The sequence below is a fragment of the Mycobacterium sp. SVM_VP21 genome (genome assembly GCA_024758765.1).
GTDB classification, from domain to species: Bacteria; Actinomycetota; Actinomycetes; order Mycobacteriales; family Mycobacteriaceae; genus Mycobacterium; species Mycobacterium heraklionense_C.
The window spans coordinates 3,326,585-3,338,913 of sequence record CP101406.1; the positions used below are offsets into that span (position 1 = coordinate 3,326,585).

At 66.7% G+C, this 12,329-nt stretch carries 13 protein-coding genes; 8 read left to right on the forward strand and 5 right to left on the reverse strand.

Annotated features, from left to right (window positions below; translation table 11 throughout):
* Positions 1–5 precede the first annotated feature (5 nt).
* Complete coding sequence (locus NM962_15435; protein UVO11363.1) at positions 6–437, reverse strand: SRPBCC family protein; 432 nt, start codon at positions 435–437, stop codon at positions 6–8.
* Positions 438–493: 56 nt separating this feature from the next.
* Here NM962_15435 and NM962_15440 point away from each other — a divergent pair, with 56 nt between their 5' ends.
* Positions 494–1,531 carry an AraC family transcriptional regulator gene (locus tag NM962_15440; protein UVO11364.1) on the forward strand — a complete coding sequence of 346 codons (1,038 nt, stop codon included), beginning with the start codon at positions 494–496 and terminating at the stop codon, positions 1,529–1,531.
* A gap of 80 nt (positions 1,532–1,611) precedes the next feature.
* On the forward strand, positions 1,612–2,496 hold the full coding sequence (locus NM962_15445; protein ID UVO11365.1) for a metal-dependent hydrolase: 885 nt from the start codon (positions 1,612–1,614) through the stop codon (positions 2,494–2,496).
* Between the two features lie 23 nt (positions 2,497–2,519).
* Here NM962_15445 and NM962_15450 read toward each other — a convergent pair whose 3' ends face one another.
* A complete protein-coding gene (locus NM962_15450) occupies positions 2,520–3,185 on the reverse strand; it encodes a winged helix-turn-helix transcriptional regulator (protein UVO11366.1) in 666 nt (221 codons plus the stop codon).
* Positions 3,186–3,300: 115 nt separating this feature from the next.
* Between NM962_15450 and NM962_15455 the strand changes: the two genes are divergently transcribed.
* On the forward strand, positions 3,301–3,747 hold the full coding sequence (locus tag NM962_15455; protein UVO11367.1) for a hypothetical protein: 447 nt from the start codon (positions 3,301–3,303) through the stop codon (positions 3,745–3,747).
* Between the two features lie 12 nt (positions 3,748–3,759).
* On the opposite strand, the gene mntR is transcribed toward NM962_15455, so the two are convergent.
* Complete coding sequence (gene mntR, locus NM962_15460; GenBank protein UVO11368.1) at positions 3,760–4,452, reverse strand: manganese-binding transcriptional regulator MntR; 693 nt, start codon at positions 4,450–4,452, stop codon at positions 3,760–3,762.
* A 24-nt stretch (positions 4,453–4,476) separates the two neighbouring features.
* Here mntR and NM962_15465 point away from each other — a divergent pair, with 24 nt between their 5' ends.
* The 5 genes from NM962_15465 (at position 4,477) to NM962_15485 (ending at position 10,760) form a co-directional block, all read left to right on the forward strand.
* Complete coding sequence (locus tag NM962_15465; GenBank protein ID UVO11369.1) at positions 4,477–5,454, forward strand: bifunctional riboflavin kinase/FAD synthetase; 978 nt, start codon at positions 4,477–4,479, stop codon at positions 5,452–5,454.
* A gap of 127 nt (positions 5,455–5,581) precedes the next feature.
* Complete coding sequence (gene rpsO / locus NM962_15470) at positions 5,582–5,851, forward strand: 30S ribosomal protein S15 (GenBank protein UVO11370.1); 270 nt, start codon at positions 5,582–5,584, stop codon at positions 5,849–5,851.
* 306 nt (positions 5,852–6,157) lie between these two features.
* Positions 6,158–8,419 (forward strand): polyribonucleotide nucleotidyltransferase, encoded by a 2,262-nt coding sequence (locus NM962_15475; protein ID UVO11371.1) that lies wholly within the window; start codon positions 6,158–6,160, stop codon positions 8,417–8,419.
* A complete protein-coding gene (locus NM962_15480) occupies positions 8,397–9,719 on the forward strand; it encodes an insulinase family protein (GenBank protein ID UVO11372.1) in 1,323 nt (440 codons plus the stop codon). Before NM962_15475 ends, NM962_15480 begins: the two co-directional genes overlap by 23 nt.
* A 15-nt stretch (positions 9,720–9,734) precedes the next feature.
* Entirely contained in the window at positions 9,735–10,760 is a 1,026-nt protein-coding gene (locus NM962_15485; GenBank protein ID UVO11373.1) for a nitronate monooxygenase, read from the forward strand.
* Positions 10,761–10,793: 33 nt separating this feature from the next.
* Here NM962_15485 and NM962_15490 read toward each other — a convergent pair whose 3' ends face one another.
* Positions 10,794–11,960: a PPE family protein gene (locus tag NM962_15490; protein UVO11374.1), complete on the reverse strand. Its 1,167-nt coding sequence runs from the start codon at positions 11,958–11,960 to the stop codon at positions 10,794–10,796.
* A 16-nt stretch (positions 11,961–11,976) separates the two neighbouring features.
* Complete coding sequence (locus tag NM962_15495; protein UVO11375.1) at positions 11,977–12,276, reverse strand: PE family protein; 300 nt, start codon at positions 12,274–12,276, stop codon at positions 11,977–11,979.
* Between the last annotated feature and the right edge of the window lie 53 nt (positions 12,277–12,329).

The following is a 12,329-nucleotide window of genomic DNA, read 5'->3' on the forward strand; positions in this document are numbered from 1 at the left end:
ACGCCTCAACTGTAAAGCTGCTCGAATCGCTTGATCGATCCCTCGATGTCGCCCTTGACGGCGCGGGCGGCGGCCGCCCCGATCGGCCCGAACAGCGCCCGGCCGCCCAGGTCCATCCGCAGAACGAACTTCGATCCCGTTGCGGCGGGGCTGATCGCCAATGTCAGTGCGTACTTGGTGCCGCCCACGCCGTCGCCGGTCAGCTCCAGCAGTGCGGGTGGGGCGAACTTGCGGACCGTCCAGGTGACCCGGTTGCGCATGCCCTTGGCTCCCGCCACCCCGACCAACGTGGTTCCGGCGGTGAGCTCGGCCGGGATCTCGCAGCGCCAGCCCTGGTGCAGGGACAGCCAGTCGCCCAGCTCGGCCAAATTCGACGCGTGGGCCCAGGCTTCGCCCGGCGGCAGTGACAGTTCGCGGGACAGCTCAAGTTTCGCCATTGGCCGATCGTAGGGCCGACGGTGTTTGCTGACACAAATTTGATAGATTCGGACATGTGTCGATCGGCGGTGCCGCGCAGGCGGATTGGGACATTCCGCGGCCGGTGGCGACCTGTCGACATCTTCTGGAGGCTGCTCGCCTACATGGCATCGATGCGGCGGATTGCCTAGCCGATACCGGTGTCACGCCCGCCGACATCGATGACAGTGCGACCGAGGTCCAAGCAGGCCAGGAGCTCGCGATCCTGCGAAACATTCTCGGCCGGGTAAAAGATCCACACGAGTTCGCGCGTGACGTCGGTCTGCAGTACAACTTCGCCAATACCGGCGTGCTCGGCTATGCGCTGCTGGCGAGCCCGACGTTGGGCGATGCGGTCAACCTGGCCTGTCGGTACGCGACATTGTCGTCGACGTTTCTGCGGCTGAGTCGCCATGACACCCCCGACGGCGCCGTTCTCGTGTTCGACGACAGTGCCGTGCCCGCTGACGTTCGGGGTTTCATGATGGAACGGGATCTGTTCGCGCTGACCAGCATGGTGCCGTTGTTGATCGGCCAGCTGAGCTCGGACACTCCAATCAAGGTTGAATTGCCGGGTATCGACTTTCCGGCCGGACGTCTCGAGTTTCCCGGGGTGACAATTGAACTCGACGTGGCCGCGACACGCAGCGCGATCACCCTTCCCTTCGAATTGCTGGAACTTCCGATGCCGGCGGCGGACACGGCCGCGGCCGAGGCGTGTGCGAAGGAGTGCGAAGAGCTCTTGCAGACGCGTCGTCGGCGTCGTGGAATCGCCGCGCAGGTGCGTTCTCGGCTGGTCCGCGATCCCGGAGTGTTGCCGTCGATGGCGGTGATCGCCGACGAACTGTGCATCACCGAGCGCACCCTGCATCGTCGCCTGCTGGCCGAACACACCAGCTACCGGGCGCTGGTGGACGAGGTGCGGGTGACCTTGGCGGTGGCCATGCTTGATTCGGGCCTCAACGTCGAGGAAACGGCCCGGCAACTGGGGTATTCGGAGACGGCCGCCTTCAGTCGTGCCTTCATCCGGTGGGCCGGAACGCCGCCCAGCAAGCACCGGGGCCGCCGGCCCTGACGGCCGGCTGTCCGAAAACATCAAATCCTTGTCCGGCTCGCTCATTCCGCCGGCCGGGCAACCGACCTAGCGTCGTCGACATGACGAACGTGATGACATACCCGGCTGTCCGACGACTGAACTTCGGGTTCGGTGAACAGCCCGACGGCAACCGGTACTTCGCCGACGGCAGCATCGTGTTCAGCCATCTGGTGGCCATCTTGTCGGCGATCTTCCCGCCCGGCGAGGACATCTTCGTGCGCTCGGTGCGCCGCTACTCCGGCCAGCTTGCGGACCCCGATCTGGCCAAGCGCGTGGCCGGCTTCATCGGGCAGGAGAAGACGCACGGCCTGCAGCATCGTGAGCTCAACGAGCAACTCGCGGCCATGGGTTATCCGACCGCATGGTTCGAGTATCTGCTGCAGAGCACCGAGCGCATGGAGAAGTTCCTCGACAAGCAGTACCCCAGCCCGGACCGGCTGCCCCGCCTTCGCCACTTCTTCCTCGGATTCACGGTGGCTGCAGAACATTTCACCGCGGTGTGGGCCGAGAACATCCTCAAGCGCCCGGCGGTCCAGGCGATGATGTATGACCCCGAGATCCGCAATCTGCTGAATTGGCATGCGCTCGAAGAGCTGGAGCACAAGTCGGTCGCGTTCGACGTGTACCGGGCTGTGGGCGTTCCGGAGTCAACCCGCATCCGGTGGATGCGCTTCGCGCAGAACTGTGGAATCCCGATTCTGGTGCTGTTCTCCTGGCTCTCGATTGCCACCACCGATGTCGAGGGTCGTCGTCAACCGTTCCGGATCCTCAAGGAGACGGTGCAGATGCTGCGCAACCCGATGTGGAAGGGCTTCTACTCCGACATGCGGCCGTTCAAGCGGCGGGATTTTCATCCGGACCAGATCGACACCGCCGAACTCATCACCTACTGGCAGCAGGAACTCTTCGGGGCTGAGGGTCAGCTGGCGGCGCACGTGAAGTGAGGGCGGTGCCGTTAGTCAGATGCTCAGTGCGTGCCCGAGGCCGCCGGCAGTGGAAACAGTCCGAGGAACCGGACCGCGATGTCCGTCTGACCGGTGATCTTTGCGGCGCCGGTCTGCAGGGCGTCATCCAGTGGTTGGCCGCCGTAGAGCAGGCCGGCCAAAGTCGTCCGGTCCGTGATGAGCGTCGCAGCCGGTGCTACGGCTTCCCCTCGGCCCACCTGTAGCTCGCAGTCGGCGATAGCGATTCGGTATGCGATATCGCCCAGTCGCAGCTCCAGAGTCGCGCTAAATCCTTGTGCCGCCTGTGGATTGAACAGCGCCCGCAGCGACAATGCGAGGGAATCGGTACTGCTGTCGGCGGCCGGGTTGAGCGACGCCGATCGGCTGCCCCATCGTCCCAGGGCAATGACAACCGGTTCCAGCTCTGCGCCTCGGTCTGTCAGCTCGTAGACCTGAGCGGCGGCGGGCGGGGGGAGGGTGCGCTGCTGCACGACGCCGGCCTCGGTCAGTTCGCGTAGGCGCTGCGCGAGCACATCAGGGCTCACGGCCGGCAAGCCGGCTCGTAGGTCGGTGAACCGTTTCGGGCCCAGCAGCAGCTCGCGCACGATCAGCAGCGCCCATCGTTCGCCGACGAGATCGAGCGCATGCGCCACCGCGCAACCCTCGTTGTACTTACGTTTCTGCGCCATCGGATGCCAGCGTACCTGCGCCATGGTCCGCTATCCAAAATTAATAGTTGGTAATTCCAACTAAGTAGTAGTACTGTCCGAATATGCCTGATTGTCCAGCTGAGGGGGTTGACGGATGACCATCGCGACCGAGTCGGCGGGCAAGCTCGCGGCGCTCAAGTTCTTCCTGCGCGTTTACGGTGTGCTCACGCTGACCATCATGACGTTGCTCTTCGTCGGATTCATGGTTCAGACACCGCTGCTTGCCGAACACGGCGGAGCGCTGAATTGGACCATTTGGAACGACGTACGGTTCGGCCACGACCATGCGCACGTCCCGCCGATGCTCTTCATCGTCTACATCGTGTGGGGGGTATTCATGCTCCGCGCGTCCCGTAACCCGCAGGACTACACGTCGTTCCTCGACTTCACGATGTGGGCCAACCTGGCCCACGGTGCCCTGATGGCCGCCCAGGCTGCGACGGACATCGATCGATACTGGAGCAAGTTCTTGACCGACATCCCATTCATGTTGGTCCTTGCTTTGGGGATATATCTCCTACGGCCCGCAATGCGGAAGTAGGTGACGGCCGACCTAGTCGACCACCCAGATTGCCTGGGCGGCAGGACTTCCCAGATCAATAGTGACTTGCTCGCGGTCGGGCCCTTCGACGCCTACCGAGATGATTCCGGCGAAGTCGCGGCGAGTCAGCACCCGTAAGCGAGCGTCCAGGCTGATGCCCACCTGGGCGAAGTAGCGCAGCATCTCCGGATCGTTGTCGGAAATACGGGCCACCGTGCCGGTCTCACCGTCGGCGCACGCCCACAATTGCCGGGCGGGGGGAGTGGGCACCTGCCCGTCCGGTGCCGGGATCGGGTCACCGTGCGGGTCGCGCTGCGGGAAGCCCAGTTTGGCGTCGATGCGCGCGATCAGCCGGTCGGACACCGCGTGCTCGAGGACTTCGGCCTCGTCGTGCACCTCGTCCCAGCCATAGCCGAGTTCACACACCAGGAAGGTCTCGATCAGCCGGTGCCGGCGCACCATCGCCAGTGCGGCGCGGCGTCCGTCATGGGTCAGCGTCACCGCACCGTACTTCTCGTGGTCCACCAAGCCCGCGTCGGCGAGCTTGCGGATCGACTCCGAGGCGGTGCTGGCGGACACGCCGATCTTCTCCGCCAGCATCTTTGTGCTGACCTTGTCGGGTGACCATTCCTGGGCGGTCCAGATGACTTTCAGATAGTCCTGGGCCACGCTGCTCAGCCCATCCGACTGCTCCCAAGGGCTCACAACGGGACAGTTTAGGCTGTCCTGGTGCAGCGGTGGCGGGGGCAGGATGAGATCCCCACAGACTGGGGCAGGTGCGTGCTCACCATCGGCGTGTTCGACGGTGTGCATCGCGGACATGCGGAACTGATCACCCATGCGGTGAAGGCCGGGCAGGCGCGCGGCGTACCGACGGTGCTGATGACCTTCGATCCGCATCCGATGGAGGTTGTCTATCCCGGCAACCACCCGGCGCAGCTCACCACGCTGGCGCGCCGCGCCGAGCTGGTCGAGCGGTTCGGCATCGACGTGTTCCTGGTGATTCCGTTCACGCCCGAATTCATGAAGCTCACCCCGGACCGCTACATCCACCAACTGCTGGTCGAACACTTGCACGTGGTGGAGGTGGTGGTGGGGGAGAACTTCACCTTCGGCCGCAAGGCGGCCGGCAACGTCGAGACGCTGCGCCGCGCCGGCGAGCAGTTCGGGTTCGGGGTCGAATCGGTGTCGCTGGTGGCCGAGCGCGCCGACGCCGCCCAGTCGGTCACCTTCTCCTCGACCTACATCCGGTCCTGTGTGGACGCCGGCGATGTGGCGGCGGCTGCCGAGGCGCTGGGCCGGCCGCACCGGGTCGAGGGACTGGTGGTGCGCGGTGACGGCCGCGGGCGCGGCCTGGGCTTCCCGACCGCCAACGTGGCGCCGTCGGCCTTTGCGGCGATTCCGGCCGACGGGGTGTACGCGGCATGGTTCACCGTCTTGGGGCACGGCCAGGTGCCCGGCACGGTGGTCGCCGGTCAACGCTGCCGGGCCGCGGTGTCGGTGGGCACTAATCCGACATTTTCCGGGCGGGCGCGCACCGTGGAGGCGTTCGTGATCGACGAAACCGCCGACCTGTACGGGCAGCGCGTCGCCGTCGACTTCGTCAGCCGCATCCGGGGCCAGGAGAAGTTCGACTCGGTGGCGGACCTGGTGGCGGTGATGAACACCGACGTCGAGAAGACCCGCGGGCTGCTCTCCGGCGACTGACCGCCGGCACTGTCGGTCCTGGATTGGGTTCAGCGCCCCCGTCGCTGCTAGACTCGCCCCTCGGTGTGCTGCAGTCCGCGGTGGCCACCGACTTGATATTCGCGGGACCGATTGATGGAGATTTGTCGTGGCGCTGACCGTCGAGCAGAAAAAAGAGATCCTGGCCAACTACGGCCTGCACGAGACGGACACCGGCTCGCCCGAAGCTCAGGTCGCCCTGCTGACCAAGCGGATCGTCGACCTCACCGAGCACCTCAAGAAGCACAAGCACGACCACCACTCCCGTCGCGGCCTGCTGCTGCTGGTCGGTCGGCGTCGTCGTCTGCTCAAGTACCTGACCGCGACCGACGTGGCGCGCTACCGCTCGCTCATCGAGCGCCTCGGCCTGCGTCGCTGACGACGAACCGGGCCGGCGTCAGCCGCCTCCGTGTAGAGTGAGGCCGTCCCGGGCCGCCTAGGCCCGGACATCGGTGTGGCCCCCGCATCCGCGTGTGCCACTCCGGCGCGTCACGACGGGACACGTTCCTGCGATCAGCCAGACCTGAGTCGGGCGGTCTTCGGTAGTGGCAGCCGGGTCTGACAGCACGTCTTAAAAGATCCGGCCGCTTCGATCGACGACCGTAGCCGCATCCAGGTCCAGCGCTGACGCACGTCCGACGTTGCGAAACAGCTGAACAAACCAGGAAAGGCCGTACGGGCTTTTATGTCTGCAATTGAAATTGAAGAAGGCGTTTTCGAGACCACCGCTGTCATCGACAACGGCAGCTTCGGCAAGCGCACCATCCGCTTCGAGACCGGCCGGCTGGCCCAGCAGGCCGCCGGCAGCGTCGTCGCTTACCTCGACGACGAGACCATGCTGCTGTCGGCGACCACCGCCAGCAAGGCGCCCAAGGACCACTTCGACTTCTTCCCGCTCACCGTCGACGTCGAGGAGCGGATGTATGCGGCCGGCCGTATCCCCGGCTCGTTCTTCCGCCGTGAAGGCCGGCCGTCGACCGACGCGATCCTGACCTGCCGCCTCACCGACCGCCCGCTGCGCCCGTCGTTCGTCGACGGCCTGCGCAACGAGGTCCAGGTGGTGGTGACCGTGCTGAGCCTGAACCCGAACGACCTCTATGACGTGGTGGCGATCAACGCCGCCTCGGCCTCCACCCAGCTCGCCGGCCTGCCGTTCTCCGGTCCGGTCGGTGCCGCGCGGGTGGCATTGATCGATGGCACCTGGGTGGCGTTCCCCACCGTCGAACAGCTCGAGGGCGCGGCCTTCGACATGGTGCTGGCGGGCCGCCTCCTCGACGACGGTGACGTCGCGATCATGATGGTCGAGGCCGAGGCGACCGAGAACGTCATCGAGCTGATCGAGGCCGGCGCTCAGGCGCCGACCGAGACCGTGGTGGCCGAGGGCCTGGAGGCGGCCAAGCCGTTCATCGCGGCCCTGTGCAAGGCCCAGCAGGAACTGGCCGACGCGGCCGCGCGCCCGACCGCTGACTACCCGCTGTTCCCGCCCTACGGCGACGACGTCTACTACTCGGTGGCTTCGATCGCGACCGACGAGCTGGCGAAGGCGCTGACCATCGCGGGTAAGGCCGAGCGTGACGAGCGCACCGATGAGATCAAGGCCGAGGTCGCCCAGCGCCTGGCCGAGACCTACGAGGGTCGCGAGAAGGAGATCAGCGCGGCCTACCGCAGCCTGACCAAGAAGCTGGTGCGTCAGCGCATCCTGACCGACCACTTCCGCATCGACGGCCGTGGCATCACCGACATCCGGGCGCTGAGCGCCGAGGTCGCGGTGATCCCGCGGGCGCACGGTAGCGCGCTGTTCGAGCGTGGCGAGACCCAGATCATGGGCGTGACCACGCTGGACATGATGAAGATGGCGCAGCAGATCGACTCGCTCGGGCCGGAGAAGTCCAAGCGCTACATGCACCACTACAACTTCCCGCCGTACTCGACCGGTGAGACCGGCCGGGTCGGTTCGCCCAAGCGTCGCGAGATTGGCCACGGGGCCCTGGCCGAGCGGGCCCTGGTTCCGGTGCTGCCCAGCGTCGAGGAGTTCCCCTACGCCATCCGGCAGGTGTCGGAAGCACTGGGCTCCAACGGCTCCACCTCGATGGGTTCGGTCTGCGCGTCCACGCTGGCGCTGCTCAACGCCGGTGTGCCGCTGAAGGCTCCGGTCGCCGGTATCGCGATGGGTCTGGTCTCCGACGATGTAGAAGTTGACGGCAAGACCGAGCGGCGCTTCGTCGCGCTGACCGACATCCTGGGCGCCGAGGACGCGTTCGGCGACATGGACTTCAAGGTCGCCGGTACCAAGGACTTCGTCACCGCGCTGCAGCTCGACACCAAGCTCGACGGGATTCCGTCGCAGGTGCTCGCGGGTGCGCTGGCGCAGGCCAAGGACGCACGGATGACCATCCTCGAGGTGATGGCCGAGGCCATCGACGCCCCCGACGAGATGAGCCCCTACGCGCCTCGGGTCACCACCATCAAGGTTCCGGTGGACAAGATCGGCGAGGTGATCGGGCCCAAGGGCAAGATGATCAACTCGATCACCGAGGAGACCGGCGCCCAGATCTCGATCGAGGACGACGGCACCGTGTTCGTCGGGGCCACCGACGGTCCGTCGGCGCAGGCCGCGATCGACAAGATCAACGCGATCGCCAACCCGCAGCTGCCGAAGATCGGCGAGCGGTTCCTGGGCACCGTGGTCAAGACCACCGACTTCGGCGCCTTCGTGTCGCTGCTGCCGGGCCGGGACGGCTTGGTGCACATCTCCAAGCTCGGCAAGGGCAAGCGGGTCGCCAAGGTCGAAGACGTGGTGAAGGTCGGCGACAAGCTGCGCGTGGAGATCGCCGACATCGACAACCGCGGCAAGATCTCGCTGGTTCCCGTAGAGGACTCGGCCGAGTCGACCGACTCAGCACAGGGGCCTGCTGAGTCTGCCGATGCCGCGGCCACCGAAAGCTGACATCGCGGCGCCAACGCGCGCCACACTGCGACGCACCACTTTGCCGGGCGGACTGCGGGTAGTCACTGAGTACCTGCCCGCGGTTCGTTCGGCGTCGGTGGGCGTCTGGGTCGGCGTCGGATCGCGCGACGAGGGCGCCACGGTGGCCGGGGCGGCGCACTTCCTGGAGCACCTGCTGTTCAAGGCGACCCCGACCCGCACGGCGGCCGGCATCGCCCAGGCGATGGACGCGGTCGGTGGTGAGCTCAACGCCTTCACCGGCAAAGAGCACACCTGCTATTACGCCCACGTGCTCGACACCGATCTGGAGCTGGCCGTCGCGCTGGTGAGCGATGTGGTGCTCAATGGGTCCTGCGCGGCTGCCGACGTCGACCTCGAACGTGATGTGGTTCTTGAGGAACTCGCGATGCGCGATGACGACCCCGAGGACGCGTTGGGTGATGTGTTCCTGACGACGCTGTTCGGTGACCATCCGATCGGCCGGCCGGTGATCGGTAATGTCGAGTCGGTGTCGTCAATGACACGCGCACAGTTGCGGTCGTTCCACCAGCGCCGATACACACCGGAGCGCATGGTGGTCGCGGTTGCCGGCAACATCGACCATGACACGGTCGTGGCGCTGGTGCGAGAACACTTCGGGCATCGCCTGATTCGAGGCGAGAAGCCCGCCGAGCCGCGCCGCGGCACTTCCCGGGTGCCGGGCACGCCCGGGCTGACGGTGGTCAACCGCGACGCCGATCAGACGCACATGTCTCTGGGGGTACGTGCGCCCGGACGCTATTGGCAACACCGTCAGGCGTTGGCGGTGCTCAACACCGCTCTGGGCGGCGGTCTGAGTTCCCGGCTGTTCCAACAGGTTCGGGAAACCCGTGGCCTGGCCTACTCGATCTACTCGTCGGTGGACACCTTCGCCGACGCCGGCGCACTGTCCGTGTACACCGCATGCCAGCCGGACCGGTTCGCCGAGGTGGCAGCGGTGACCGCCGAGGTGCTCGAATCGGTGGCGCGCGATGGGATTACCGCCGACGAGTGTCGAATCGCCAAAGGATCGTTGCGCGGGGGATTGGTGCTGGGCCTAGAGGATTCCGGTTCCCGGATGAATCGACTGGGCCGTACCGAGTTGAACTACGGCCGGCATCGGCCCATCGCGCGCACCCTGCGGGAACTGTCCGCGGTCACCGTCGACGAGGTCAACGCCGTGGCCCGCCAGCTGTTGCGCCAGCCTTATGGCGTCGCCGTTCTGGGTCCGTACCGCTCGAAAGGGGCGCTGCCAACCCGTCTGCGGGCGCTTGCCGGTTGATGGCAGGCTAGGGGAATGGCGTTCAGCTTCTCCGAACTCACAGTCCCATTGATCGGCGCGCCGATGGCCGGCGGTCCCAGCACACCGGCACTGGCGGCCGCGGTGTCGGAGGCCGGCGGGCTGGGGTTCATCGCTGGGGGTTATCGCACCGCCCAACAGTTGGCCGAGGAGATCACCTCCGCGCGGGCGGCAACCAGCGGTCCCATCGGTGTCAATCTGTTTGTGCCCCAACCCAGCGGCGCTGACGTGGTGTTGCTCGACGAATACGCTGATCTCCTGGATCCGCTGGCCGAGCACTACGGCGTAGAGCTGGGCCGGCCCCGCTTCGGCGACGACGACTGCTGGCCGGAGAAGCTCGAGGTGATCGCCGACCTGCGGCCCACGGTGGTGTCGTTTACGTTCGGGACGCCGTCGCCCGATGAGATGGACATGCTGCGGGCGTTGCGCATCCTGACGGTGGTCACGGTGACGTCGGCCTACGAAGCCGGAGTAGCCCTCGGACACGGCGCCGAGGCGCTGGTGGTCCAGGGCCCCAAGGCGGGCGGACATCGGGGCACTTTTGCACCGGACGTGCACCCGGGCACTGACTCGCTGGAGCATGTGCTGGCGGAGATCGCCCACGCCCATGGCCATGTCCCGTTGGTGGCGGCGGGCGGGCTCGGCACCGCTGCCGACGTGGCCGGGGTGCTGGGCGGTGGCGTGGTCGCGGCCCAGGTCGGTACCGCGTTGCTGCTGGCCCACGAGGCCGGGACCAATCCGACACACCGTGCGGCACTGACCAATCCGGAATTCACCAACACCACAGTGACGTGTGCGTTCTCCGGCCGCTATGCGCGCGGCCTGGAGAACGACTTCACCCGCGCCTTCGAGGACGTGGCTCCGGTGGGATACCCGGAGATCAACCACATGACCACCCCGATCCGGGCGGCGGCCGTGGCCCTGGACGACCCGCATGGGACGAGCCTGTGGGCCGGGACCGCCTACCGGACCGTCCGGTCGGCGCCGGCCGCCGACATCATCGCCGACTTGGCGTCGGGCTGATCCCGGTACGGATCGCCGGCGGCCGGAGGCGACTCACCACATAGACGACCGTCGCCCCTTGGCTGCTTTGCGCTTGGCCTCTTCGTTCTGGTCGTCTTTGGCCCGCACCGCAGCGCTGCCGCGCGGACCCAACCCCATCAGCGGCGGAGCGCACAGCAGCGGCGAACCACCCATCATCGGCGCGCCCGCTGTGGCCAGCGCGGGCGCCGCGAATTCGGCAGCGGCCAAGCGCATTTCCGGGGCTGCGGTGGCCCATGCCTTGGGTACCGACAAGCCGCTGACCGAGGCCGCATTGCCAACCCCGGCCGATGCTGCCGATGTCGCCGAAGCCAGGCCGGCACTTCCCAGCGTTGGCGTCAGGCCCAATGGCAGACCCGCCGCGATGGCAGCGGGCGCTGCCGCCTCCAGGCCGAACGGCGACGGGAGCGCCGCGCCGGCAATGAGGTATTCGGGTATGAACGCGGCAATGATGGCGGTGCTCATCATGGTTGACACCGGCGCCGCACCCAACGTCGCCAGATCGCCGAAGATGGGCGGAAGGTTGAGCGACCCCGCCTCAGCTGCGCCCGCCAGCGCACCCGGCAGCGTCTCCAGCGCCAGGTTGGTGGCGGCCTGGCCGGTGGCGGCCGCAGCCACCTCGACGGCGGCAGCCTCTTGCGCCGCTATGCCGCCGGGGTTGGCCGTCTGCGGCGGCGTGGTGAAGGGCACCATCTGTGCTGCGGCCTGCGCGGCAGCACTGTAGGAGTACATCGCCGCCGCGTCCTGGGCCCACATCTCGAAGTATTGGGCTTCGGCGGCCGCGATGGCCGGGGCGTTCTGCCCGAAGAAATTCGTTGCGACCAGCGTGGCCAACTGTGCACGGTTGGCAGCGATCAAGGGCGGCGGAACGGTCATCGCGAATGCGCTCGAATGGGCGGTGGCTGCGGACTTGGCCTGGGTGCTGGTCAGCTCCGCCTGCTCGGCCGTGGCGGTGAGCCAGGTGGCATACGGTGCGGCCGCCGCCGCCATCTTCGTTGATGACACGCCCAACCACGGGCCACTGGTCAGCTCTTGGACGACCGCACGGTAGCTCGCCGCCGCGGAATGAAGGTCGACAGCCAGCTCATCCCAGGCCGCAGAGGCGGCCAACAGCGACCCCGCGCCAGGGCCGGCGTACATGCGTCCGGAGTTGACTTCCGGTGGTAATGCTGCGAAATCCATTGCTGTGCCTCCTCCCTTATCCGGCCGCGATCACGTTGGCGGCCTCGGCGGTCGCGTAGGTGTTCGCACTGGCGTTGAGAGTGGCGACGAACATCTCGTGAATGGAGGTGGCTTGGGCGCTGACCTGGTGGTACAGCTGCGCCTGAATGGCGAATCGGGCAGCCAGCATGGCCGACACGTCGTCGGTGGACGGGGGGACCACTGCGGTGGTCACGATGTGCGCGGCCTCGTTCTGGGAAGCGAGCGCAAAGCCAGTGCTCGACAGGCTGTCGGCAGCGGATGTCAGGGTCTCGGGATGTGCGTTGACGAACGACAAAGGCCTCTCCTTGAAATTTACGGCGGCAACAAAAAGGGCCGGCTTCTTGCGGA

Bases quoted from the DNA above. Each gene is read 5' to 3' on its own strand.
- NM962_15480 (UVO11372.1), top strand. From the start codon at position 8,397: ATGCCGCGGCCACCGAAAGCTGACATCGCGGCGCCAACGCGCGCCACA.
- NM962_15445 (UVO11365.1), top strand. From the start codon at position 1,612: ATGACGAACGTGATGACATACCCGGCTGTCCGACGACTGAACTTCGGG.
- NM962_15485 (UVO11373.1), top strand. From the start codon at position 9,735: ATGGCGTTCAGCTTCTCCGAACTCACAGTCCCATTGATCGGCGCGCCG.
- NM962_15490 (UVO11374.1), bottom strand. From the start codon at position 11,960: ATGGATTTCGCAGCATTACCACCGGAAGTCAACTCCGGACGCATGTAC.
- NM962_15435 (UVO11363.1), bottom strand. From the start codon at position 437: ATGGCGAAACTTGAGCTGTCCCGCGAACTGTCACTGCCGCCGGGCGAA.
- NM962_15450 (UVO11366.1), bottom strand. From the start codon at position 3,185: ATGGCGCAGAAACGTAAGTACAACGAGGGTTGCGCGGTGGCGCATGCG.
- NM962_15455 (UVO11367.1), top strand. From the start codon at position 3,301: ATGACCATCGCGACCGAGTCGGCGGGCAAGCTCGCGGCGCTCAAGTTC.
- NM962_15475 (UVO11371.1), top strand. From the start codon at position 6,158: ATGTCTGCAATTGAAATTGAAGAAGGCGTTTTCGAGACCACCGCTGTC.